This is a genomic window from Agrobacterium sp. A3-95, assembly GCF_053521785.1.
Genome location: NZ_JBNWDR010000007.1, coordinates 251,789 through 273,943, shown reverse-complemented (window position 1 = coordinate 273,943; position 22,155 = coordinate 251,789). Strand labels below are relative to the sequence as shown.

19 protein-coding genes are annotated in these 22,155 nt (G+C 59.4%); 12 read left to right on the top strand and 7 right to left on the bottom strand.

Annotation, left to right across the window (positions count from 1 at the left end):
* Positions 1-19: 19 nt before the first annotated feature.
* The 7 genes from ACQZ5Y_RS19295 (at position 20) to ACQZ5Y_RS19265 (ending at position 7,279) form a co-directional block, all read left to right on the top strand.
* The gene (locus ACQZ5Y_RS19295; RefSeq protein ID WP_003517515.1) at positions 20-1,030 is read left to right on the top strand and encodes a TRAP transporter substrate-binding protein; all 1,011 of its coding nucleotides are present in this window, start codon (positions 20-22) and stop codon (positions 1,028-1,030) included.
* Between the two features lie 76 nt (positions 1,031-1,106).
* Positions 1,107-1,910, top strand: a complete 804-nt coding sequence (locus ACQZ5Y_RS19290; protein ID WP_162266699.1) for an SDR family NAD(P)-dependent oxidoreductase — start codon at positions 1,107-1,109, stop codon at positions 1,908-1,910.
* A 1-nt stretch (position 1,911) separates the two neighbouring features.
* Positions 1,912-2,775: an IclR family transcriptional regulator gene (locus ACQZ5Y_RS19285; protein ID WP_174059917.1), complete on the top strand. Its 864-nt coding sequence runs from the start codon at positions 1,912-1,914 to the stop codon at positions 2,773-2,775.
* Positions 2,772-3,941: an acetyl-CoA acetyltransferase gene (locus ACQZ5Y_RS19280; protein WP_065663142.1), complete on the top strand. Its 1,170-nt coding sequence runs from the start codon at positions 2,772-2,774 to the stop codon at positions 3,939-3,941. Before ACQZ5Y_RS19285 ends, ACQZ5Y_RS19280 begins: the two co-directional genes overlap by 4 nt.
* On the top strand, positions 3,938-5,578 hold the full coding sequence (locus ACQZ5Y_RS19275) for an acyl-CoA synthetase (RefSeq protein WP_174059918.1): 1,641 nt from the start codon (positions 3,938-3,940) through the stop codon (positions 5,576-5,578). Before ACQZ5Y_RS19280 ends, ACQZ5Y_RS19275 begins: the two co-directional genes overlap by 4 nt.
* A 31-nt stretch (positions 5,579-5,609) precedes the next feature.
* A complete protein-coding gene (locus tag ACQZ5Y_RS19270) occupies positions 5,610-6,389 on the top strand; it encodes an SDR family NAD(P)-dependent oxidoreductase (protein WP_065705476.1) in 780 nt (259 codons plus the stop codon).
* Complete coding sequence (locus tag ACQZ5Y_RS19265; RefSeq protein WP_174059919.1) at positions 6,386-7,279, top strand: PCC domain-containing protein; 894 nt, start codon at positions 6,386-6,388, stop codon at positions 7,277-7,279. The genes ACQZ5Y_RS19270 and ACQZ5Y_RS19265 overlap by 4 nt, the downstream gene beginning before the upstream one ends.
* Before the next feature lie 38 nt (positions 7,280-7,317).
* Here ACQZ5Y_RS19265 and ACQZ5Y_RS19260 read toward each other — a convergent pair whose 3' ends face one another.
* The gene (locus ACQZ5Y_RS19260) at positions 7,318-7,725 is read right to left on the bottom strand and encodes a PPC domain-containing DNA-binding protein (protein WP_003508265.1); all 408 of its coding nucleotides are present in this window, start codon (positions 7,723-7,725) and stop codon (positions 7,318-7,320) included.
* A complete protein-coding gene (locus tag ACQZ5Y_RS19255; RefSeq protein ID WP_174059920.1) occupies positions 7,712-8,278 on the bottom strand; it encodes a PPC domain-containing DNA-binding protein in 567 nt (188 codons plus the stop codon). The genes ACQZ5Y_RS19260 and ACQZ5Y_RS19255 overlap by 14 nt, the downstream gene beginning before the upstream one ends.
* Before the next feature lie 160 nt (positions 8,279-8,438).
* Here ACQZ5Y_RS19255 and ACQZ5Y_RS19250 point away from each other — a divergent pair, with 160 nt between their 5' ends.
* A complete protein-coding gene (locus ACQZ5Y_RS19250) occupies positions 8,439-8,957 on the top strand; it encodes an Lrp/AsnC family transcriptional regulator (RefSeq protein WP_019566329.1) in 519 nt (172 codons plus the stop codon).
* A gap of 155 nt (positions 8,958-9,112) precedes the next feature.
* Here the strand turns inward: ACQZ5Y_RS19250 and ACQZ5Y_RS19245 are convergent, their stop codons facing one another.
* Positions 9,113-10,696 (bottom strand): hydantoinase B/oxoprolinase family protein, encoded by a 1,584-nt coding sequence (locus ACQZ5Y_RS19245; RefSeq protein ID WP_236762970.1) that lies wholly within the window; start codon positions 10,694-10,696, stop codon positions 9,113-9,115.
* Positions 10,697-10,698: 2 nt separating this feature from the next.
* Complete coding sequence (locus tag ACQZ5Y_RS19240) at positions 10,699-12,792, bottom strand: hydantoinase/oxoprolinase family protein (protein ID WP_174059922.1); 2,094 nt, start codon at positions 12,790-12,792, stop codon at positions 10,699-10,701.
* Between the two features lie 159 nt (positions 12,793-12,951).
* Here ACQZ5Y_RS19240 and ACQZ5Y_RS19235 point away from each other — a divergent pair, with 159 nt between their 5' ends.
* Positions 12,952-13,626: a TetR family transcriptional regulator gene (locus ACQZ5Y_RS19235; RefSeq protein WP_174059923.1), complete on the top strand. Its 675-nt coding sequence runs from the start codon at positions 12,952-12,954 to the stop codon at positions 13,624-13,626.
* On the opposite strand, the gene ACQZ5Y_RS19230 is transcribed toward ACQZ5Y_RS19235, so the two are convergent.
* The 3 genes from ACQZ5Y_RS19230 to ACQZ5Y_RS19220 form a co-directional block, all read right to left on the bottom strand.
* Complete coding sequence (locus tag ACQZ5Y_RS19230; protein WP_013761249.1) at positions 13,599-14,363, bottom strand: IclR family transcriptional regulator; 765 nt, start codon at positions 14,361-14,363, stop codon at positions 13,599-13,601. The two genes, ACQZ5Y_RS19235 and ACQZ5Y_RS19230, sit on opposite strands and share 28 nt — an antisense overlap.
* Positions 14,364-14,532: 169 nt before the next feature.
* On the bottom strand, positions 14,533-16,185 hold the full coding sequence (locus ACQZ5Y_RS19225) for a hydantoinase B/oxoprolinase family protein (RefSeq protein WP_233283667.1): 1,653 nt from the start codon (positions 16,183-16,185) through the stop codon (positions 14,533-14,535).
* On the bottom strand, positions 16,182-18,233 hold the full coding sequence (locus ACQZ5Y_RS19220; RefSeq protein WP_174059924.1) for a hydantoinase/oxoprolinase family protein: 2,052 nt from the start codon (positions 18,231-18,233) through the stop codon (positions 16,182-16,184). The genes ACQZ5Y_RS19225 and ACQZ5Y_RS19220 overlap by 4 nt, the downstream gene beginning before the upstream one ends.
* A 476-nt stretch (positions 18,234-18,709) precedes the next feature.
* Here ACQZ5Y_RS19220 and ACQZ5Y_RS19215 point away from each other — a divergent pair, with 476 nt between their 5' ends.
* The 3 genes from ACQZ5Y_RS19215 to ACQZ5Y_RS19205 all read left to right on the top strand — a co-directional run bounded on the left by ACQZ5Y_RS19215 (position 18,710) and on the right by ACQZ5Y_RS19205 (position 22,152).
* Positions 18,710-20,239, top strand: coding sequence for an ABC transporter substrate-binding protein (locus tag ACQZ5Y_RS19215; protein WP_174059925.1), 1,530 nt, complete (start codon positions 18,710-18,712; stop codon positions 20,237-20,239).
* Between the two features lie 126 nt (positions 20,240-20,365).
* Positions 20,366-21,313 carry an ABC transporter permease gene (locus ACQZ5Y_RS19210; protein ID WP_013761253.1) on the top strand — a complete coding sequence of 316 codons (948 nt, stop codon included), beginning with the start codon at positions 20,366-20,368 and terminating at the stop codon, positions 21,311-21,313.
* Positions 21,310-22,152 carry an ABC transporter permease gene (locus ACQZ5Y_RS19205; RefSeq protein ID WP_013761254.1) on the top strand — a complete coding sequence of 281 codons (843 nt, stop codon included), beginning with the start codon at positions 21,310-21,312 and terminating at the stop codon, positions 22,150-22,152. Before ACQZ5Y_RS19210 ends, ACQZ5Y_RS19205 begins: the two co-directional genes overlap by 4 nt.
* Positions 22,153-22,155: the final 3 nt, after the last annotated feature.

The following is a 22,155-nucleotide window of genomic DNA, read 5'->3' as shown; positions in this document are numbered from 1 at the left end:
ATTTTGGGAGGAGAAAGCAATGAATATCAACAGACGTACCATACTCGCCGGCGCCGGTTCCGCCGTACTGGCCACCGCCTTCGTGTCGCGCGCCCGCGCTGCCCAATACAATTATAAATATGCCAACAATCTGCCTGCGGCGCACCCGATGAACATTCGCGCCAAGGAGGCCGCCGAGCGCATCGCCAAAGAGACCGATGGGCAGGTCAATATCAGCATCTTCCCCAGCAGCCAGCTGGGTGCCGACACAGACGTTTTGAGCCAGGTGCGCTCGGGAGGCGTTGAATTCTTCACGCTTTCGCCGCTGATCCTGTCGACGCTGGTACCGAACGCATCCATCAGCGGCATCGGTTTCGCCTTCCCGAACTACGAGTCCGTATGGGCGGCCATGGATGGCGATCTCGGTAAATATGTCCGTGGCGAAATTGCCAAGCAGAATCTCGTTGCCATGGACACAATCTGGGACAACGGCTTCCGCCAGATCACCAGCGCTTCCAAGCCCATCGCCACGCCGGCCGATCTCGAAAGCTTCAAGATTCGCGTGCCAGTGAGCCCGCTCTGGACCTCTATGTTCAAGGCGTTCAAGTCTGCCCCTGCCTCGATCAATTTCGCCGAGGTCTATACTGCGCTGCAGACCGGTGTGGTCGATGGCCAGGAAAATCCGCTGGCGATCATTTCCACCGCAAAGCTGTTCGAAGTGCAGAAATTCTGCTCGGTCACCAATCACATGTGGGACGGGTTCTGGTTCCTGGCCAACAAGCGCGCCTGGGAGCGTTTGCCGGATGACCTTCGCGCCATCGTCGCCAAAAACCTCAACCAGTCGGGCAAGGATGAACGCGCCGATGTGGCGAAGCTCAATGCCTCGGTCAAGGAAGATCTGATTTCCAAGGGCATGACCTTCAACGACACGGATGCGACACTCTTCCGCGCCGCGCTGAAAGAGGCAGGCTTCTATTCCGAGTGGAAGGGCAAATACGGCGATGAAGCCTGGGCCATTCTTGAAAAGGCCGTTGGTGCAAGCCTGACCTGACCGGCCAGTTGAGTAACTGGCCCCGCCCGTAGCGGGGCCAACCCGACTATGTCTGACGATTGGAATGGAGACTGCTTTGACAGGTCGCCTGACGGGAAAACGCGCGCTTGTGTTTGGCGCAGGATCATCGGGGCCGGGTTTTGGCAACGGCAAGGCTGCGGCCGTGCAATTCGCCCGCGAAGGCGCGCGCGTAGCCTGTGTCGATCTCTCCGCTGACGCAGCCGAAGAGACGGCTGAGATTATTCGCGGAGAAGGCTTGGAGGCGATTGCGGTTGCCGCCGATGTCACTGAACTACAGTCCGTATCGGCCACCGTTGACCGCACCTGCGAGGCCTTTGGTGGCATCGATATTCTGCACAATAATGTCGGCGTGACCCATATGGGCGGGCCGGTTGAGCTGGATGAGGAAAGCTTTCGCGCCTCGGTCGATCTCAATATCGGCTCCGTTTATCGCACCTCCAAGGCTGTGTTGCCGGTGATGTTGGCGCAGGGCGGCGGGGCCATTATCAATATCTCGTCGCTCGCCTCCATTCGCTGGACCGGCTATCCCTATTTTGCCTATTACGCCATGAAGGCAGCTGTAAATCAGGCGACTGTGGCGCTGGCCATGCAATATGCTCGGCAGGGCATTCGCGCCAATTGCATTCTTCCGGGAATGATCGACACCCCACTGATCTACAAGCAGATCAGCAATCAATATGCGTCTGTCGAGGAGATGGTGGCGGCGCGCAATGCGGCTGTCCCGGTGGGTCGCATGGGCGATGCCTTCGATATTGCCCGCGCCGCCGTTTTTCTCGCATCTGATGAGGCTAAGTTCATCACTGGCGTCTGTTTGCCGGTCGATGGCGGGCAAAGCTGTGCGGTGGGGGCGTTTTCCTGAGATGGCAGTAACAACAACGATCCCGGTAGAAAAAGATCTGACGGGCGCGCGCGCGGTGGACCGGGCTCTGGCGCTGCTCTCCATGGTCGGGAGGCACGCAGAACGCGGCGTGGCGCTTTCGGTCATCGTGACAGAAAGCGGACTGAACAAGCCCACGGCCCGCCGCCTGCTGCTGGCTCTGATCCGCGCCGGGCTTGTGGAGCAGGATGAGGAAACGCGGCGTTATTACCTCGGCGAAGAAACCTATGTGCTGGGCAGCCTGTCATCGCGCCGGTTTGGCCTTCTTCAAATGGCGCAGGACGGCCTGACGCGCATTTCCCGCCGCTCGGAGGATTCGAGCTTCCTTTCCGTGCGCCGAGATACATTTGCCCTGTGCCTTTACCGCGAAGAAGGCACCTGGCCGGTGCGCACCCATGCGCTTCAGGCCGGTTTCGAACACCCCTTGGGTATTGGTGCGGGTTCGCTCGCCATGCTGGCGGCGCTGCCAGACGCCGAGGTGGAAAGTATCATTGCGGCCAATAGCGGGCTGATTGCCGCTAATTATCCCGGCATAACGCTTGAGGGCCTGCGCCGTGATGTCGAGTTGACGAGAGCCAATGGCTATTCGCTCAACCCCGGCCTGATCCTTTCTAATTCCTGGGGTATTGGCGTTGCCATCCGCGCGCCTGATGGCGCTGTGGCGGGAGCGCTGAGCATTGCCGCTGTGGACAGCCGCATGCGGCCGGAGCGCCAGCCGGAACTGGCAGCGCTGCTGCGCGAGGAAGTATCCCGCATCGAGACACGCATTGCAGAAATGATGGCCAGCCGCGCCCGCACGCGCGGTGAAGGCGACACGAAACGGCAAACGAGGAGAACGAGCAAATGAGCAAAGCGCAGATCGTCGGCTGGGCGCATTCGCCTTTCGGCAAGTCGGCCCTTGAAAATACCGAGCAACTGATGGCTTCAGTCGTGGCGCCGGCCATAGACCATGCGGGCGTCGATGTCAGCGATATCGACGGCATTTTCGTCGGCGTGATGAACAATGGCTTCTCGAAACAGGATTTTCAGGGCGCCCTGGTAGCGATGGGCGATGAGCGCCTCGCCTATACGCCGGCAGTGCGTTTCGAGAATGCCTGCTCAACAGGATCGGCCGCCCTCTACAGCGCCATGGATTTCATCGAAGCCGGGCGCGGCCGCATCGCACTCGTTGTCGGCGCCGAAAAAATGACGGCGCTGCCGACCGCAGAGGTAGGCGAAATCCTGCTCTCCGCCTGTTACCGTGCGGAGGAGGCCAATATTCCCGGCGGGTTTGCCGGCCAGTTCGGCCGCATCGCACAGGCATATTTTCAACGTTATGGCGACCGCTCGGAAGAGCTGGCGATGATTGCCGCAAAGAACCACGCCAATGGCGCGGTCAATCCCTATGCACATATGCGCAAGGATTTCGGCTTCGATTTCTGCAATACGGTTTCGGACAAGAACCCCTACGTCGCAGGCCCGCTGCGCCGCACCGACTGCTCGCTGATTTCTGATGGCGCTGCCGCGATCATTTTGGCCGACGAGGAAACAGCAGCCACACTCAACCGCGCCATCGGTTTCCGGGGCCGCAAGCATGTCAACGACATCATGGCATTGAGCCGTCGCGATCCGTTGGCCTTCGAAGGCGCGCGCCGCGCCTGGGCCGGCTCGCTGGAACTTGCCGGCGCAACGCTCGACGACCTCTCTTTCGTTGAAACGCACGACTGCTTCACCATTGCCGAACTTATCGAATATGAGGCCATGGGGCTTGCGGAGCCCGGTGAAGGATATCGCGTTGTCCAGGATGGAACGGCCCTGAAGACCGGACGCCTGCCAATCAACCCATCGGGTGGATTGAAATCGAAAGGTCATCCCGTCGGGGCGACCGGCGTTTCCATGCATGTCATGGCGGCGATGCAATTGATGGGCGAGGCAGGCGACATGCAAATTCCCAATGCCTCGCTGGCTGGCGTGTTCAACATGGGTGGCACGGCGGTTGCCAATTACGTCTCGATCATGGAGCGTGTGAAATGACGATGCAAAGTGCCGTGCAGCATCCCGCGGGCGGGGTTGCGCCCTCCACCACGCGGGTGATGAACCTCTCGCATTTCCTGACGCAGGCGGCACGCCGCAACCCGGACCATATCGGTTTCGTTTGGGGTGAAAAGACTTGGAGCTGGGCTCAAATGGAAGCCCGCGTCGACGCAATGGCCCATGCGCTGGAGACTGAATTCGGCGTCAGAAAGGGAGACCGCATTCTGGTGCAGTCCTCCAACAACAACCAGATGTTCGAATCCATGTTCGCATGCTTCCGCGTGGGTGCGGTGTGGGTGCCGACCAATTACCGTCAATCGCCCGATGAAGTTGCCTATCTGGCGAAGGCCAGCGGCGCACGCGGCATGATTTGCGCCAGTGCTTTTCCCGATCATGCAAAAGCCAGCCATGAGGCAAGCACTATCGATTTCAGCATCGCCATCGGTACGGCTGAGTTCGGTGAGGATTACGATGCCATCGTGGCCCGTCATATGGGGCACAAAGTCAAAAGCCAGGCAGTGGATCGGGATGACCCGTGTTGGTTCTTCTTCACCTCAGGCACCACCGGCCGGCCCAAGGCTGCAGTGCTTACCCATGGCCAGATGGCGTTCGTCATCACCAACCATCTCTGCGATCTGATGCCCGGCACCGGACCGGACGACGCCTCCATCGTCGTTGCCCCGCTTTCACACGGTGCGGGCATTCACCAGCTGGTGCAGGTGGCGCATGGCGCGAAAACCGTCCTGCCGGCGGCGGAAAAGCTCGATGTGCCCGCCGTCTGGGCGCTGATCGAAAAATGGCGCATCACCAACGCCTTCACTGTACCGACCATCCTTAAAATGCTCGTCGAAGACCCCTCTGTGGATCGTTTCGATCACTCCTCACTGCGCTATGTCATCTATGCCGGCGCGCCGATGTATCGCGCGGACCAGAAACGGGCGCTTGCGAAGCTCGGCCCGGTGCTGGTGCAATATTTCGGCCTGGGTGAAGTCACCGGGAACATCACCGTGCTGCCGCCTTCTTTTCATAACGCCGAGGACGGTCCGGAAACGCGTATCGGCACCTGCGGCTTCGACCGCACCGGCATGGAAGTGCAGATCCAGAACGATGCTGGCGAGGAGGTTGGCGCAGGCGAAACCGGCGAAATTTGTGTAATCGGTCCCGCCGTTTTCGCCGGCTATTACGATAATCCCGAGGCCAATGCCAAAGCCTTCCGCAATGGCTGGTTCCGCACGGGCGACCTTGGTCATCGCGATGAGAGCGGCTTCCTCTACATCACCGGGCGCGCTTCCGACATGTATATTTCCGGCGGCTCGAACATCTATCCGCGTGAAATCGAGGAAAAAATCCTCATGCATCCTGACATCAGCGAGACTGCGGTTCTGGGTGTGCCGGACGCGGTGTGGGGCGAGGTCGGTGTGGCCGTGTGCGTGGCCCGCGAGGGCGCGGATATCGCCGCCATCGATCTGAAGGCCTATCTGGAAGGCAAGATGGCCCGCTACAAGCTGCCGAAATCAGTGGTGTTCTGGGATGCCATGCCGAAATCCGCCTACGGCAAGATCACCAAGAAAATGATCCGCGAGGAACTGGAGAAGCGCGGTCAGATGCCGGCTTTCGAAGAAAAGCGGACAGGCTGACAGGCGTGACATTCAATCGGGAGGAGACGGTATGACACAAGAGAAAACAGGGACAAAAGGGGCCGTCGCGATCACCGGCGGTGCATCCGGCATCGGTTTCTCCACTGCGCAGCTCCTGATGGCGCGCGGCTGGCAGCCATGGTTGCTGGATCTCAAGCGCGAGGCGCTGGATATAGCCTGCGAAAAGCTCGGTATCGATCTCTCGCGCGGCATCGTCTGCAATGTTGCGGACGAGGCATCGATAGAGAGGGCATTCGCCGCCCTGACGGCTAACGGTGCCGATCATGCGGTTGATCTGGTCGCCGTCGTCAACAGCGCCGGCATCGGTATCGACAAGCTGTCCGTCGACACAAGCGTCGAAGAATTTCGCCGTATCGTTGATGTCAATCTCGTCGGCAGCTTCGCGGTAGCGCGCACTGCCGCACGTTACTGGCTGGAGCGCGATCTTGCCGGCTCGATCGTGAATATCAGTTCTGTTTCCGGCATGTGTGGAAATCGTGGCCGCAGCGCCTATGGCGCTTCGAAGGGCGGCGTCAATCTTCTGACGATGGTAATGGCAAACGAGCTGGGGCAATCGGGCATTCGTGTCAATGCAATTGCTCCCGGTCCGGTCGATACCCCCCTCACCCAGGCGGTTCACACTGAAAATGTTCGCGACCAATGGCATAGCCGCGTTCCGATGCATCGCTATGGCAGGACGGACGAGATCGCCTCTGCCGTGGCTTTCCTCGTGTCGGATGACGCAAGCTACATCAACGGACAGGTGCTCGCCGTGGATGGGGGCTTCATTACCGCGGGGCTTGCGGTATGACGGAGACAGGCACGCAAGAGCTTCCCCGCCACATCGTCCATCCCGGACCGATAACGGCTGAACGCTTTCGCGCCGTCGGCTGCCATGCCTATCCTGTTACTCTGACGGTCCGGCCCGGCGTAAGCGCCAACCAAGCGATTGCCGATGCCTTTGCGGAGTTGGGGTTCGAAGGCGGTTACGTCAGACTTAAGAACGTACCGATGAAACGGCTGCATTATGTCATGCCGGCAGCCGCACCGGATGACGCGCATGCCGCATGGTACAGCGAAACCTTTTCCATGCCGGGGGGCACTATCATCGATGCCGGCCTGCATATGGGCCGGCGCGATAACGCGCCGTTTCTGCATTGCCATGGTTCATGGAAGAGTGCCGAAGGCGTTGTCTCCATGGGGCATCTACTGCCTTTCGAGACCGAATTTGCTGTAGAAACAACGCTTGAAGCCCTGGCGCTGGATGGAGCGATCCTCGATGTGCAAAAGGATGAGGAAACCAATTTCCCCCTTTTTACACCCATCGCGCAGCAGCGCCGCCAGAAGGGTTCGGGTCCTCGGGCACTTTTATGCACAGTGCGCCCAAATGCCGATATATGCACGGCACTCGAAGAGGTCTCTACCCGGTTTGGTCTGCGAGAAGCTGAAGTCAATGGAATTGGCAGCCTGGTCGGTGCGGATTATGAAGACGGAACAAGCCTCAACGCCTACGCGAGCGAAATCCTCATAATTAAGGGCCGTATCGGCCCGGCCGCGTCGGGAGACCGACAAGCAATGCTGGATATTGCGATGGTGGACCTCACCAGACATATCAGCGGCGGGCGGCTGGTGCGCGGCAAAAACCCGGTCTGCGTTACTTTCGAGCTACTTCTGACCGAAAGACAGGGGCACGCCGCATGAGTTGCGCTGCGCAACTCACCGGCCCGCCTGACGACAACTCACGCCGCCTGCGGCTTTTCCGCAGGCAACCACTCTTCCAGCGTCACTTCAAAAGTCATGCAAACCGGGTTAGCTCCGGCGATGAAGGGACCGCCATAAACCGAACCTTCGGTATCGGCGACGACACCGGTCAGCGAGGCGCGCAGCGAGCCGTCCGGCTGGGCACGCACTTCGCCGGCAATGGAGACGATTTCCACGGCGGGACCGCGTATTTGCAAGAACGCGCCGCTGCGGGTGCCGAGACAGGCATCGACCAGACTGCCCAGCGCGCCGCGCACAAAGGCATTTCTGAAGCCTTCGGCAAGACACAGCTTTTCGACACCGAGAACAAGGTCTTCATTGGGTGCGATGCGGGCATAGGCCACACGCCCCATGGATCCGATTTCGACAGTGTTATGCGTGTTCATCGGCGCGCTCCGTACGGTTTCTGGGTTGAAGAAGGGGAATGTTGGTTTCAGGGTCGAAGGATTGCTGCAGCACGAAACTGTCGAGTGACGTCACTAGGGCGGAAACGCCGCTCTCGCCAACAATACAGGATTCAGTCAGCAGATGGCCGCCCTTGACCACACCCGCCGCGGTGCGCATGGCGGCATGGCAATGAACAATCGGCTCGCCCTTCATGCTGCGCCCGAGCGTAGCATTGCCGAAGACAAGCCAGGCCGCACCGGCGTCGATGGGTTTCGTATAGGCAATGACCGCCTTGCCGGAAGGGTCGGGCGGAGCGACGCAATAGGACAATATGTCGAAATAGCCGCCGAGAATGGTGAGCGAGGCATTCTCAATACCGTTTTCGAAAAGCGGCTGCACGATTCCATCGTAAAGACTGCTGCCCGCCGCAATGAACAGCCGCACGTGGCGCGCGGATGGCGAGTGCAGGCTGTTGATGCGCACGGGCGAGGAAATGCCGGGGTGGATCAACGTTCTCGGCCTTGGAAAATGATGCTGTTCTACGGGTGCCACGCCTGCTCCTCCCTGCTGCCTGTACCTTGCAGTACGGTACTTAAAAATCAGCGGAAGGTGCTTTCGAATGCCAGCGCCAAACCGCCCGTCGGAAAACATTTCTTTCGCAGTCTGCCGCAGTGACGGCAGATTTTTGCAACGTATTGTGTGGAGACCGGGGATGACGAAACCGCTGGACAGAATTGACCGCAAGATATTGCGCACCCTGCTGGAGAACGGCAGGTTGAGCAATGCGGAGCTTTCGGAAAAGGTGGGGTTGTCGCCCAGTCCCTGCTGGCAGCGTGTCAAGCGGCTGGAAGACGAAGGGGTCATTCGCGGCTATACCGCCATTCTCGATCAGGCCAAGCTTGGACTGAGCGAAACTGTTATCATCGAGGTGATGCTGGAGCGCCACGACGACGAGGTTCTGGAACGCTTCGGAGAGGCGATGGCCGCTCTTCCGGAGGTGCTGGAAGCCTATTTGACGACAGGCGAATATGATTATCTCATCAAGGTGGCGGTGGCAGGAACCGCAGGCTACGAGCAGTTTCTGCGCCGGAAGCTCTACAAGATCGAGGGTGTACGCCACTCCCGATCCTGTTTCGCACTTAAATGCCTCAAACACACATTATCAGTCGTACCCGATCCCGAACCTCCATCAATGGAAGCGACTGGCCCCGGCCGCGTGCCGGCAAGATAGCGGCAGCGGATTGCTGGTAAAAAGGTAGTAGTCGCGTTTGCGCCCCCCTTCCTTCCTCAGCTGGTGGCTGAACCGACTTGAAATTGTCGTTTCCGGGCAATGGCGTGCCGCAGAAGATCGCAGATGTCCAAGGTATGCGGGAGACTGTAGCGTCTCTATTCGATCTGAACCGGAACCCTCCCCCAGCCGCCGCCGCCGGGCGTTTCCACGACGACCGTTTCTCCAGACGAAAGCGTTACCGAGCCTTTGCCGGCTAGCGGTGTCGCAATGCCGGCCGCATCGATGACCGAGTTTTGTCCCGTCGCGCCGGCGTCACCGCCATGCAGACCGTAAGGACCAGTGATCCGACGGTCGGATTGCAGCGAAACACGCGCCTCGTGATCCACCGCTGTAATGGCGCGGATCAGGCCTTCGCCGCCGGCATGGTGCCCCGTCCCGCCCGATCCCTGGCGCAGCTCGTAACGTTCGATACGCAGCGGATAGCTGATTTCAAGTGCCTCGATCGGAGTGTTGAGCGTGTTCGACATATTGGCGTGCACGCCATGCATGCCAGCACCATAGGGACGGCCGCCCTGCCCCCCGCCAATCGTCTCGATATAGGTATAAGGCCTTCCGCTTCGGGGATCACGTCCACCGATGCCGATCAGGTTCATCGTCCCCTGACTGGCGGCAGCGATGCGATCGGGCGCGATAAGCGCAAAGGCGCGCAGCACAGTGTCTGCCACGCGTTGCGTGGTTTCAGTATTGCCCGCGCAGACGGCGGCTGGCGGCTTGGCATCGAGGAAACAGCCCTGCGGAATGTGAATTTCGACTGGACGCAACACGCCGGCATTTGGCGGAAGCGTTGCGTCGGTCAGTATCTTGATGGCGTAGAAGACCGCCGAATGCGTCATCGGCTTGACCGCATTGACATTACCACGCCGCTGCGGCGCGGTTCCTGCAAAATCGAATACCAGACGGTCGGGCGCAACATCGACGACAACCCTGATCAGGACTTTCTCCGGGCTTGATCCATCGTCATCCAGCCAGTCTTCGGCCTCGTAGCGGCCGGGCGGCAACTCAGCGAGGCGCTTCAGCATGCGCCGCTCGGAATAGTCAAGAATGGCCGACAAGCCCTGTTTCAGCCCATCGACACCGAAACGCCCCACCATTTCCTGCAGGCGGGTCTCACCGATCCTGAGAGCCGCCAACTGGGCATTGAGATCACCGCGCCTCTCTTCCGGCGTGCGCACATTGGTAAGCACCATGCGCATGATACCGGCCTGTTCCGCACCTCCGTCGTAAAGCAGGACTGGCGGAATGATCAGGCCCTCCTGGAAAATCTCTGTTGAGCTGCCGGGCATCGAACCGGGCTCCATGCCTCCGACATCCGAATGGTGCGCGCGGCTTGCCACGTGCGCAACGAGTTCACCTGCGGCGAAAACCGGAGCTATCAACGTGATGTCGGGCAGATGCGCGCCGGCAATGAAAGGGTCGTTGACGATGACGACATCGCCTTCCTTGAGCGGTGGCAACTGTGCAAGTGTCGGCGCAACGGCCCTCAGCATGGAACCAAGATGCACCGGTACGTGCTCTGCCTGCGCGACCAGCTCCGCATTCGCGTTGAAGATTGCGCAGGATGCGTCCATGCGTTCTTTAATGTTGGGCGAAAAGGCAGTGCATTTCAGCACGACGCCCATTTCCTGCGCGGTTGCTTCCAGGGCATTTCGCAGAACTTCGAGACGGATCGGATCAAACATGGTCATTCTGCTACCTCAACGATCAGACTGCCTGATTTGTGAACCGTGAGACGGTCGGCAGGATAAAGAACGGTTGTCGAAGAAACTTCCTCGATAATGGCGGGGCCGAATATCATGTTGCCAGCCTTGAGCTTTTCCCGGGCGTAGACCGCCGCCTTATAGAACGCGCCACGCGCGCCGGTATCCCCAGGCTCGTAATAGACCGGGCGTTCGCCGGTCAGGGCATCGTCGTCGGGCACCGGGCCTCCGTCGTCGAGTTCGGGAAGCACCGGCGTTTTGATGCGGCCGATACCTGTGACGCCGAAGCCGGCGATCTCGATTGCGGCGTTTTCGTCAGCATGACCGAAGCGGGCCCGGTGCGCGGCGTGAAACCGGCGAGGAAGGTCGGCCCACCAACAGGGTTCGCCCGGATTCACCGTCACTGACAGTTCAAACGACTGGCCCTGATAGCGCACGTCGATGCGTATTTCCACGTCGCGCCGGTCCGGCGCGACGCCATCATGATCGAGATGGCCGTCGGCGCGGTCAGTCAGGCGCTTGATGCGCAAAGCCGCTTCAGCTTCGCCATTGGCGGCATAGGGGACGACGTGTGTTTCGACGAAATCGTGGCGCAGGTCTGAAATCAGCTGTCCCAGCGCACAGAGAATGCCAGGGGTCGGCGGCACCATTACACGCGGCATCTTGAGCTCGCGGGCTACGGGGCTGCCATGCATCGGTCCCGCACCGCCGAATGGCACAAGCGCGAAATCACGTGGATCATAACCACGTTCCACGGAAACAACGCGGATGCCCCGAACAATGTTGGCATGGGCTACGCGCAATATTCCTGCCGCCGCCTCATAGACATCAAGACCAAGTGGTTGGGCAATGACATCGTTGATGGCTTTATGGGCCCCATCCAGATCAAGTGTCATCGAACCGCCCAGACGCGATTGCGGCGAGAACCGCCCCAGCACAAGATTGGCATCGGTAACTGTCGGCAACGTTCCACCGCGACGATAGCAAACGGGGCCCGGCACCGCCTCGGCGCTCATCGGCCCCGCACGCAACGCCCCACCGTCATCAATCCAGGCAATGGAACCACCGCCCGCACCGATAGCATTAATATCGATAACCGGCAGGCGGATCGGCACGGTTTCGAGATTGGCCGAACGGGTGATTTCCGGCCGTCCAGCCCGGATGAGACTGATATCAGTGGACGTTCCACCAATATCCATGGTGATGATATCGGGAATACCTGCCAGCATAGCCACATGCGCGCTGGCGACCACACCACCGGCGGGGCCGGATAGAACGGTATGGACGGGCTTGAGGCGCGCTCCTTCGAGGCTCATCAGTCCACCGGCAGCATCCATCACCATAACCGGACGGTCGCGGCCAAGGCCCAGCCCTTCCTTCTCATCCTGCAACATACCGGAGAGCGAAGACAGATAACGGTCCATGACCGGACGAAGATAGGCATTGAGCACCGCCGTCGAGCCGCGCTCGTATTCGCGGAATTCAGCATTCACCTCGACCGAAGCGGAAATTGCCACATCTGGGAGGACTTCAGCCAGAATATCGCGCGCCCGCAACTCATGGGAGGGATTGGCGTAAGAGTGGAGAAAAAGGATGGCGACGGCCTCGACGCCAGCCGCCTTCATCGCTTCACCAGCCGCGCGCACATCGGCCTCGTCGAGCGGCTGCAACTCTTCACCAGTCGGCAGAATACGGCCCCGCGCCGTAAAACAAAGTTCGCGCGGCACCAACGGTTCAGGCTTCACTCTGGTCAGATCGAACAGCGTCGGACGGTTCTGGCGGCCGATTTCAAGGAGATCGCGAAAGCCGTGATTGGTGAGAAATGCCGTCTTTGCGCCATTGCGCTGGATCACGGCATTGGTTGCCGTTGTCATGCCATGGCCGACATACGCAACATCCGCACCGCTCGCGCCCTGCAGGCCCAGGGCGTTTCGCAGGCCTTCAAGCGTGCCGAGCGCACGGTTGACCGGCGTGGTCGATACCTTCGAGACCGTAATTGTTCTCGTCGTCTCGTCATAGGCAATGCTGTCGGTGAAAGTTCCGCCGACGTCGGATGCGACACGCAAATGCGGGGTCATAACTGCCTCTTGTGTAACAGTAACGTTGTCGTTACAAAAACAGAAGCAACGGTAGCTGTAAAGAGCTGTTGGCGACAACGCTGCAAAATTCGTTCCTTGCCGAAGAGAGGACAAGACGAGGCAAAGATGATATTCACCGGCCACGGAAGGACGACATGAATGAACGACGGGCCGCAGGCAACAAAGGTGAAGGAAAAGCCGCCAGGATCACACGCGGCGCGCACTTCGCGCACCCGCAAGGCCATTCTTGTGGCTGCGGCAGGCGAATTCGTTGCCCACGGTCTGGAAGGTGCAAATATCGAGGCTATCGCCCATTCGGCTGGCGTTAACAAGGCACTTGTCTATCGGCATTTTTCCCGCAAGGAAGTGTTGTTCCGGCATGTGCTGGAAGACGCTTACCGGGCGATGCGCGATGCAGAGGAATCGCTGGCGATGCCTTCGGATCCGGTTGCTGCGCTCGACCGGCTTGTGGAGTTCACCTTTGACTACTACCGGAACAATCAGGGCTTCCTGACGCTTGTCGGCATTGAGAACCTGCACGGTGGCGAGAACATCCGCGAATCGGAGCCCGAAACGGTATATGCCGGAAATATTTCCCGGATGGTGGCGGGCATTCTGGAGCGTGGCGTCACAGCTGGCGTGTTTCGCCCTCGGTTGGACCCTGTCGAGTTATGGCTGTCAATCTCGAATCTGTGCTGGGCCACGGTCTCCACGGCACACACCATCCGCTTTACCTTCGGGCGGGACGTTCTTGCTGAACCGGCGCGCACCGCGCGCCTTGCCCATATCCAGGAAATGATCCGGCGTTATGCGTTGAGGCCGGACCACTTGTAGGGCAGTGCTTCAGACATCAGCGCGACGCAGCGCTGTGCCTCGTCATCCGAAACGCTGTTGGCCAGCGCAAGCAGGGAAACCCCGGTTTCGCCATAACGATTGTCACCGGGCGCGGGCGCAAAGGAAAGCGTCCAGACCTCGTACCCCGCCGCCTTGCGCGTACCGATCACATAGCCTTTTTCAAGGAACATCTCGATCTCGGCGCGGATGGTATCCGTTTCGATCTGCCATTGTTCGTAATGCGGGGCGTTGATTTCGAGGATGCGTTCGCGGGATTCCCTGTCCAGCCGCGCCATCATGCAAACCCCGGCATGGCCGATACCAAGCGGCAGACGCCCGCCCACGCCCGAAAGCAAGGGTTGGACCGGCGCCGCGCTGAGCTGGAAATCGAGGCAAACGGATTCGAAACCCGACCGCGCCATGAGAAAACTTGATATGTTTGTGCCGGCGGTGATGGAAATAAGCGCCGGACGGAAGAGATCGACCAGATCACCAATACCTGGCACGCGCTGCGCCAGCGCATAAATCGCGCTACCCAGCCTGTAGTTGCCGCGCCGACCGCTCTGCTCAACAAAACCGTAATGAGACAGTCCCGTCAGAGCCCGATGCACCGCCGATTTAGCATCACCGATCCCATCGGCGATTTCAGCAAGGCTCATGCCGCCGACACCCGCATTGCCTAGCGCCAGAAGAATTTCCGCACCGCGTTCGACATTGCTGGACGATTGCTTTGCCATGCTGTCCCCTGGGTTTCGGTGAATATATCATTCATTAAAATCCGATAATTGGAACTGGATTAGGCAATATGGCATGGGTAGTCAAGCGGGTTAAAAAATTGGAACCTCAAGCCACTCGCCCAAAAAAGACCCGGCTCCCTATGGAGGGAAACCGGGCCAGCTTGGGAAATCAGAGCCCGTAAACGGATTTGGCCGCTTCGGAGGAAATGCGTCCGTCACGGACGTCGGCTGCAATGGATGCCGGGTCGCGCATGGAGGGCTCGCCATATCCGCCGGCACCGGGCGTTACGATCTCGAGAATGTCACCCTTGAAGATGTCGCCGGCACCATTCACCAGCCGCTCGGGCGCACCGAGAATGGTAAAGGAGCCAAGACCACCTGCAAGGCCACCATCCAGACCCCAGGGGCGCGAGACGAAGCGGGAGCCACCGATGGAGACCCGGCAATCTGCTTCTGCGCGATATACGCGGCGAAGACCCATGCCACCCCTGAACTGTCCGCCACCACCGGAACCGTCGACCAATTCATAGGCAACCAGCGTTAGCGGATATTCGGTTTCAAGCGATTCCAATGGAAGGTTGGACGTATTTGTCATGTGGACATGCACGCCGTCCAGGCCATCCTTGTTATGTCGCGCCCCGAAACCGCCGCCGATAGTTTCGAGATAGACCCAGAGGCTGCCGTCCGCGCGTGTACCAGAGAAGCTCGCAACCGCGACAGATCCGTTGCAGGCCGCGGTGACGCGGTGCGGAACCACCTTCGCGAGTGCGCCATGGATGAGATCGACCACGCGCTGGCATGCCGCAATGCGGCCATCGACTGCGGCCGGGTGAGCGCAATTGAGCAATGTGCCCTTTTTCGCCGTCACATGGATGGGCCGGGCCAGACCGGCATTCGGCAGGACGGTTGGATCAACAACGGTCTTCACCGCATAATAGACTGTGGAGAGGAGAGCGGTATAGACCACGTTCAGACCCGCGCGAACCTGCGGCGGGCTGACGAAATCAAGATGCATCTCGTCACCCTTGACTGTAATTGTCACCGAAAATTCGAGCTCGTCCCGCAGCGATTCCGCATCGAACATATCCGAAAAGCTGTAGGTGCCATCCGGAATGGAAGCGATGCCGGCGCGCATCTTGCGTTCGGCATAGTCCATCAGTTCGCGACCAGCAGCGAGAACCGTTCCGGTGGAATACTTGTCGCAGAGTTCCTTGAGGCGCGTCACGCCAAGGCGGTTCGCTGCCATCTGGGCGCGCAGGTCCGACATTCGCTCATGCGGCACCTGGCAGTTCAGGAGAAACAGCTTCTGGATGTCTTCCTGAAGAATGCCCTTTCGATAGAGGCGAACCGGGGGAATGCGCAGGCCTTCCTGATATATGTGGGCATGGCCGCGATCTGCGAAGTCGGAATGGTGCGCTGTATTGATCGCCCAGGCGATCAACTTGCCGTCCTGGAAAATCGGCTCCGCCAGAACGATATCCGGCAGATGGGTGCCGCCACCCTCATAGGCGTCGTTGCCGATAAACACGTCGCCGGGCGCAAGACTATCCGCGCCCACATGCTCCAGAATATAGGGAATAAAGCCGATAAACGAGCCGAGATGCATCGGGATATGTTCTGCCTGGCAAAGCATTGCCCCCCTGGCGTCGAACAGTGCCGTCGAGCAATCGCGGCGTTCCTTGATATTGGTGGAATAGCTGGCACGAACGAGCGCCTCTCCCATTTCCTCGACGGTGGAGGCAAATGCGCTGCCGATGACCTCGACAGTTATCGGATTGAGTGCTGCAGCAGTGTTCTGTGCGATGGCTGCATTCGTCATCATTTTCCCTCCACGATGAGGTTGAGATAGGCATCGACCGTGGCGACATATCCAGGCGGCAGAACCGTGGTCGAATCCATCTGGTCGATAATGGCAGGACCGGCGACGACGTTACCGGGTTTCAGCAGATCGCGGTTATAGAGCGTCGCCGCAGTAAAACCGCCGGCTTCGGCCATCCAGACATCACGCTTGCCGGAGATCGCAGCAGAGGAATCCTCGCCCTCCATCTCGCGGGCCTTGAACGCTGCTTTTTCGACGACGCCGCTTGCGACCAAACGATAGGTAACAAGCTGCACCGGCTCACCTTCGGCGATGAAGCCATAGAGCTGGCGATGCGCCTGCTCGAAACGCTCCTTGACGAGGCGGAAGGTTTCCTCGGTGATCGGTCCTTCCGGCAAGGCGACTGCGATCTCGTAATTCTGGCCGGCGTAGCGGCAATCGACAGTGCGGGTGACAACGCGGGCGGCTGGTGCGATTTTCTCACGCTCGAACCAGGCATTGGCTTGAGCTGAAAGGCCATCATAAAGCGTGGAGATCGTTCCCGACGCCACCTGGTCGAGGCGATGCAGGACAGTAGCGGAGAAGTCCGTTCTCAGATCCGTCATCAAAAGGCCAAGAGCGCATAAGACGCCCGGCGTCTTCGGCACGACGATGCGCTTCATGCCCAGCTCACGGGCCAGACGCACGGCATGCACCGGACCCGCTCCGCCGAAGGCGACCAGCGCGTAGTCACGCGGATCATGGCCACGCTGGACGGAAATCACGCGAATGGCCTTGGCCATGTTGGCCGTCACGATGTCGAGAATGCCGTTCGCGGTTTCCAGAACGCCCATATCGAGCTTTTCCGCAAGCCGCTCGACGGCCTTTACCGACAGCGAACGGTCAATCTTCATTCGGCCGTTGAGCAGATATTCCGGGTTCTGTGTCTGAAGTACGACATTGGCGTCAGTGACCGTCGGCTCGTCATTGCCAAGGCCGTAGCAGGCCGGACCAGGATTGGCGCCTGCAGAACGTGGACCGACTTTCAGGTGATTGCCGGAATCGATATAGGCGATCGAGCCACCACCGGCCCCGACCGTGTGTATATCGAGCATCGGAGCCTTGATCGGATAACCGTGGACCACCGACTCGTTTACCACTCGGCACTGACCATCAGCAAGCAGTGCAACGTCAGAGCTGGTACCGCCCATGTCAAACGTGATGAGGTTGTCGATGCCGGTCATGCGACCAACAGCCTGGGCAGCGACAACACCGGTCGAGGGACCGGACAGAACCGTGCGTACCGGCATTTCGGCAGCAGCATCAAAGCCGATAACGCCGCCATTCGACTGGGTGAGCTGCGGCGCAACCGTGATGCCGAGATCGATGAGCTTGCCGGACAGCGCTTTCACATAACCCTGCATGACGGGGCCAAGATAGGCATTGACGACCGTGGTCGACAATCGCTCGAACTCACGGAATTCCGGCGCGATACGGTGTGACAGCGAATGGAAGGCTTCAGGAAACTCATCTTCCAGAATGCGGGCCGCGATCTTCTCATGCTCGGCGTGCATGAAAGAATACAGGAAATTGACTGCGACCGCCTTTACGCCATCGGCCTTCAGAGCCCGCACCGCTTCGCGCAATGCGGTCTCGTCCAGTGGTGTTTCGACAGTGCCAGTGGCCAAAACACGCTCTTCAATACCGAAGCGCAGGTGACGCTCGACCAGAAGCTCAGGCTTATCTGCCTGGAGATCATAGAGGTCCGGGCGTTTCTGACGGCCGATTTCCAGCAGATCTCGGAAACCACCGGTCGTCAGAAGCCCTGTTTTTGCGCCACGACCCTGAATGAGCGCGTTTGTGGCAACCGTTGTACCGTGACCGACATAGGAAACGTCCTCGGCCTTGATGCCCACGCGCTCGATGCCATCGGCCACACCCTGCGTGATCCCGCGCGAAGGGTCATCCGGTGTCGATGAAACCTTCCAGATCACCACCTCGCCCGTCTCATCCTCAAACAGACAAACGTCGGTAAAAGTACCACCGGAATCCACGCCAATCCGCCATGCCATGGCTCGCTCCTTCTTCTGGATGTCATAAGGCAACGCCTCATCTGGAGGTCGTGCGACACTGCCTTGATTGCATGCGCCGCCCACTGCGAAAGCCAAGCCTTCGGCCCCGGAGAAACGGCTGCCGGGCAATCCGGGCCAGTTGTTCAGACCCTATGATCGGCTTCATTCCCTTGTCAATCTCAATTCCATTATTACGACCAGAATATTTCTGCTATTCCTATAATTAGATTATAAGCCAAAATTACGCCAGAGATTGAAAAATCTGCGATCTTATTCCGTTATTTGAGACAAAGATTTCCCAATGAATTAATTAATGGAATTTCGCTTGACACCCGGAAAAGGCTCTCTTTATTGTTTTCGGTATCGACGGGACCAGATCACGCCCACCGGGACCGACACTTTTCCGGAAAGGTGGCGCGCCGAAATCGTCCACGCCGGCTGGCAAGCATGTATCAACACATAATGGGGAACTAACCATGATACTCGATCGCCGTACCCTTCTGAAATTGACCGCCGCTTCAGGTGCCGCATTTGCCATCGGAGCGTCCAGATCCTTTGCGCAGGCCTCTTCCGACACATTGCGCATCGGCCTTTCCACCTATCCCGCTCATCTGAAACCGTGGGTGAATGTCGGCTATGCCGGCCAACTCGTTTCTTCGCTGATCAACCGTTTCCTCATGGCCTACACGCCAGAAGGCAAACTTGTGGGTGAACTGGCCGAAAGCTTCGACAGAGACGGCGACCGCGCCTGGGTGATCAAGCTGAAGGATGTTAAATTCTCCGACGGCCAGCCCGTCACGTCGGCCGACATCGAATGGAATATCGAGAAGATCAAGGCGGAGGGCTCCGGCGCCTATACCCGTGATGCGATGCTCGAAGTCGAGAAGGTCGAGATTGTCGATGACCGCACCTTCAAGCTCCTGACGAAATCACCGAACGCGGCGCTGCCGGCGCTCTTCGCCAACCCCTTCCTGCAGATTATCGCCAAGGGTTCGACCGACAAACAGGACCATGGCACAGGCGCAGGCCCGTTCACGCTGGCCAATGCAGAAAAGGGCGTAGGCCTCGATTTCGAAGCCTCCCCGCATTATTTCAAGGACGGCTTGCCGCATTTCAAGAAGGTTCGTGTCACCGCCTACGCCGACGAAAACCTACGTGTTGCAGCGATCACTGCGGGCGACGTCGATGTGATCGATTACGTTCCGTGGAGCGCAATGGACCAGCTCGACAAGGACGCCAGTGTTGCGCTTGAGACAGCTGCCACAGGCGCTTTCATGTTCCTGTCGTTCAACGGAGCTGGTGCATTCAAGGACCAGCGCCTGCGGCGCGCCGTTTCCCTCGCCATTCGCCGCGAAGAGATCGTCAAGGGCGTGTTCTTCGGTCGTGGCGCAGTGCTCGAAGGCGTGCCGCGCTCGTCCGCGACGCCGTTCTACAACGCCGAACTCGCCAAGGGGCAGAGCTACGACCCCGACCGCGCCAAGGCGCTGATTAAGGAGGCCGGTGCAGAAGGTGTGACCGTCAATTTGCTCTCGACCGCGCAGTACGGCATGCACCGCGATACCGCCGTCATCGTCCAGGGCCATCTGGCTGAAGTCGGCATCAACGTGACACTGACGATGCCCGACTGGTCCACCCGCGTTACCATGGGTAACCGTGGTCAGGGCGATTTCGCCATTCAGGGTCTCGGCCTCGACACCTTCGATCCGGATGCGACAAGCGCCCTTATTGACCCGACGCTGTCGCCGACCTTCTTCCGCTCACGCAATTTCGAGGTTCCAGGCCTGACCGAGCTGCTCGCCAAGGGCCGTGCGGAGTTCGACCTGGAAAAGCGCAAGGCGATATATGCCGAAGTCGACAAGCTCGTCATCGAATACACGCCTTTTTGCGGTCTTTCCTACCGCGCCACCGGCTTTGCCCACCTGAAGCGCGTCAACAATTTCCATATGCTTCCGGACCAGATTTCTCCCTTCTCCGGTCGCCTTTTCGACGAGCTTTCGCTGTCGTAACATCTGGAATTAGCCCGGTCGGCACTCGCCTGTCCGGGCACCCGTTTCTCATCTTCCGTGCGGAAGAGGCCTGAAAGGTAAGTATTTTCAGGCTGACGTTGCATGGCTGACTGCCGGAGGGTCTTCATGTTCTGGTTCCTGCAGCGAATTGCCATTTCTCTGGCGCTGCTCTGGGTCGTTACCAGCCTCGTCTTTCTTTCCATTTATATGGTGCCAGGCGATCCGGCTGAACTGCTGCTTTCAGGAGAAGGTTCGACGCCCGACGCGGCTTCGGTTGCGCAGTTGCGCAACGATCTGGGCCTCGACCGGCCGATACTGACGCAATATGTCGATCGGATGTCCGGCCTCATTCGCTTTGATCTCGGCAACTCGATGATCGACGGTTCACCGGTCGCACCCGAAATTGCCAAACGCCTGCCGCGTACACTTGAGCTGATCGCAGCCGCCGCGATCCTCAGTTTGATCATCGGCTTACCGGTCGGCGTTGTCGCGGCCTTGCGACAGGGCGGCAGTTTCGATCGCGTCTCGAATTTTCTTGCCGGTTTTGCCCAGGGCATCCCCGTTTTCGTCGCCGGTACATTGATAATTCTGGTCTTTGCCCAGATGTGGAAGCTGGTGCCAGCCGGTGGATATGTCAATATTTCAGACGACCCCGGCAAGCATCTGATCCTGCTGGCCATGCCCGCCTTCGCCATAGCGCTCGGTCTTGCGGCGATCGTCGTGCGCATCGCGCGTGCCTCAGTGCTCGATGTTCTGCCGCTGGATTATGTCCGAACCGCACGCGCCAAGGGTCTGCCGCAACGGCGCATCATTGCCCGCCACGTGCTGCGCAACGCGCTGATGCCGGTCATCACGGTCTTCGCGCTCAATCTTGGCGGCCTGTTCGGCGGCACGGTACTGGTGGAATATGTCTTCAACTGGCCAGGCTTGTCCGGCATGCTGGTCAGCGCCGTCAATTCCCGTGACTACCCCACAGTTACTGCGGTCATCCTGGTCATTTCGGCCCTGTTCATCACGCTCAACCTCATCGTCGATATTGTCTACGGTGTCACCGATCCGAGGATTCGCAAATGACGCGCTCGCTTCGTCTCGTCTGGCCGCTGCTGCTCGCGCTCATCGCACTGATATGCCTGCTTGCTCCAGTACTGCCCCTGTCAGATCCCCTGAAGATGACCATGGGTCAGCGGTTCGCCGGGCCATCTCCAGCTTTCCCGCTCGGGCAGGATGAAATGGGCCGCGACATTCTCTCCCGGCTGGTCTTCGGCATCCGTATCTCGCTGTTTATCGCCCTCTCGACCTCCATCCTTTCGGGCGTCATCGGTACCGCATTCGGCATTATCGGCGGTTACATGCGAGGTTTTCCGGAAATCCTGACGCTCAGGGCCATGGATGTCGTGCTCTGTTTCCCCCCGCTTCTCCTCGCCATGCTCGCCGTAACCCTTTATGGGCCAGGCCCGATGACACTGATCCCCGTGCTTGCCGCAGTGTTCGTTCCCGGCTTCACCCGCATCGCCTATGCCAGCGTGCTTACCGTTCGCTCGCAGGATTATGTCGAGGCGGTACAGGCCATGGGTGCCAGTAACATCCGCATCATGTTGAAAACCATTTTACCCAACATCATGGGACCTCTTCTGGTTCAGGCCAGCTTCGTCACGGCGGCGGCGGTTGTGCTTGAATCGGGCCTGTCCTTCCTTGGTCTCGGCGTCGTCCCTCCCTCGCCCTCACTCGGGCTGATGATCGGAACCGGCCGGGCGGCCATCGCTCATCAGCCCATGCTGCTTGTCTGGCCCTGTCTGGCGCTGGTCGTGATGATCCTCGTGCTCAACGGGGTCTGCGATCTGCTGCGCGACTGGCTCGATCCGCGTTCGGCGGCAGGAGCCGTCCTTGCGGGCGGCGGCAAGAGCGGCGTATGAAAC

Bases quoted from the DNA above. Each gene is read 5' to 3' on its own strand.
- ACQZ5Y_RS19230 (WP_013761249.1), bottom strand. From the start codon at position 14,363: ATGGCAAAGCAATCGTCCAGCAATGTCGAACGCGGTGCGGAAATTCTT.
- ACQZ5Y_RS19220 (WP_174059924.1), bottom strand. From the start codon at position 18,233: ATGGCATGGCGGATTGGCGTGGATTCCGGTGGTACTTTTACCGACGTT.
- ACQZ5Y_RS19215 (WP_174059925.1), top strand. From the start codon at position 18,710: ATGATACTCGATCGCCGTACCCTTCTGAAATTGACCGCCGCTTCAGGT.
- ACQZ5Y_RS19240 (WP_174059922.1), bottom strand. From the start codon at position 12,792: ATGACCCCGCATTTGCGTGTCGCATCCGACGTCGGCGGAACTTTCACC.
- ACQZ5Y_RS19210 (WP_013761253.1), top strand. From the start codon at position 20,366: ATGTTCTGGTTCCTGCAGCGAATTGCCATTTCTCTGGCGCTGCTCTGG.
- ACQZ5Y_RS19260 (WP_003508265.1), bottom strand. From the start codon at position 7,725: ATGAACACGCATAACACTGTCGAAATCGGATCCATGGGGCGTGTGGCC.
- ACQZ5Y_RS19280 (WP_065663142.1), top strand. From the start codon at position 2,772: ATGAGCAAAGCGCAGATCGTCGGCTGGGCGCATTCGCCTTTCGGCAAG.
- ACQZ5Y_RS19275 (WP_174059918.1), top strand. From the start codon at position 3,938: ATGACGATGCAAAGTGCCGTGCAGCATCCCGCGGGCGGGGTTGCGCCC.
- ACQZ5Y_RS19225 (WP_233283667.1), bottom strand. From the start codon at position 16,185: ATGATGACGAATGCAGCCATCGCACAGAACACTGCTGCAGCACTCAAT.
- ACQZ5Y_RS19295 (WP_003517515.1), top strand. From the start codon at position 20: ATGAATATCAACAGACGTACCATACTCGCCGGCGCCGGTTCCGCCGTA.
- ACQZ5Y_RS19205 (WP_013761254.1), top strand. From the start codon at position 21,310: ATGACGCGCTCGCTTCGTCTCGTCTGGCCGCTGCTGCTCGCGCTCATC.
- ACQZ5Y_RS19285 (WP_174059917.1), top strand. From the start codon at position 1,912: ATGGCAGTAACAACAACGATCCCGGTAGAAAAAGATCTGACGGGCGCG.
- ACQZ5Y_RS19265 (WP_174059919.1), top strand. From the start codon at position 6,386: ATGACGGAGACAGGCACGCAAGAGCTTCCCCGCCACATCGTCCATCCC.
- ACQZ5Y_RS19270 (WP_065705476.1), top strand. From the start codon at position 5,610: ATGACACAAGAGAAAACAGGGACAAAAGGGGCCGTCGCGATCACCGGC.
- ACQZ5Y_RS19245 (WP_236762970.1), bottom strand. From the start codon at position 10,696: ATGTTTGATCCGATCCGTCTCGAAGTTCTGCGAAATGCCCTGGAAGCA.
- ACQZ5Y_RS19235 (WP_174059923.1), top strand. From the start codon at position 12,952: ATGAACGACGGGCCGCAGGCAACAAAGGTGAAGGAAAAGCCGCCAGGA.
- ACQZ5Y_RS19250 (WP_019566329.1), top strand. From the start codon at position 8,439: ATGACGAAACCGCTGGACAGAATTGACCGCAAGATATTGCGCACCCTG.